Annotated in this window: 2 pseudogenes; both read right to left on the reverse strand. The window is 31.3% G+C overall.

Going from position 1 to position 617, the window contains the following annotated elements:
• Positions 1-299 (reverse strand): annotated as a pseudogene (locus A5868_RS12455) (hypothetical protein); the annotation flags it as partial.
• 37 nt (positions 300-336) lie between these two features.
• Positions 337-617, reverse strand: a pseudogene (locus A5868_RS19235) (hypothetical protein); the annotation flags it as partial.

The raw sequence follows: 617 nt of genomic DNA on the forward strand, positions 1-617 counted from the left end.
ATGATAGATAGGATATTCTCAAATATAAATAGATACCAAAACTGACTACCTAGCTCGGCATGATCAAGTTCAGCATAATCTTTTCCGCCAATTTTTAAATAGATCCCATCTAACCAGCCGAAGTGAAAAAAGCCAACATATGAAGAATAAAAAACATAAAGTTGCCAATAGCTATATTCTTTAACTCCAATAAATTTAGGAACAAATAAATTTAGCAATATTGAAATTCCCATAACAAAGAAATTTGCACTTACTGTATAATTAATGTTTCTTAAAATTTTTTTTGCTCTAGTATTCAAGTGGCCTCCCTCTTCCAATGCTGTCTCTTATACACATCTAGATGTGTATAAAGGCAAAAGTGAATACATACCCAAATGCATCAACAATTTTAATTAATAGACTTACTAATCCGTTTAATGATGCTTCTGCTTCATATGAAGTAACATTTCTAAAATGCCATAATAAATTTGCGCCGTCGATATAACCACCCAGCGTAGCTAACCTTTTTATTTCTTGATAATATAAAAATATCTGTCTCTTATACACATCTAGATGTGTATAAGAGACAGTGATAAAACAGAGAGAAAAAGAGAGAGGATTGACGATCAATCCTACTT

The sequence above is a fragment of the Enterococcus sp. 12F9_DIV0723 genome, from assembly GCF_002174375.1.
GTDB lineage: Bacteria > Bacillota > Bacilli > Lactobacillales > Enterococcaceae > Enterococcus_A > Enterococcus_A gilvus.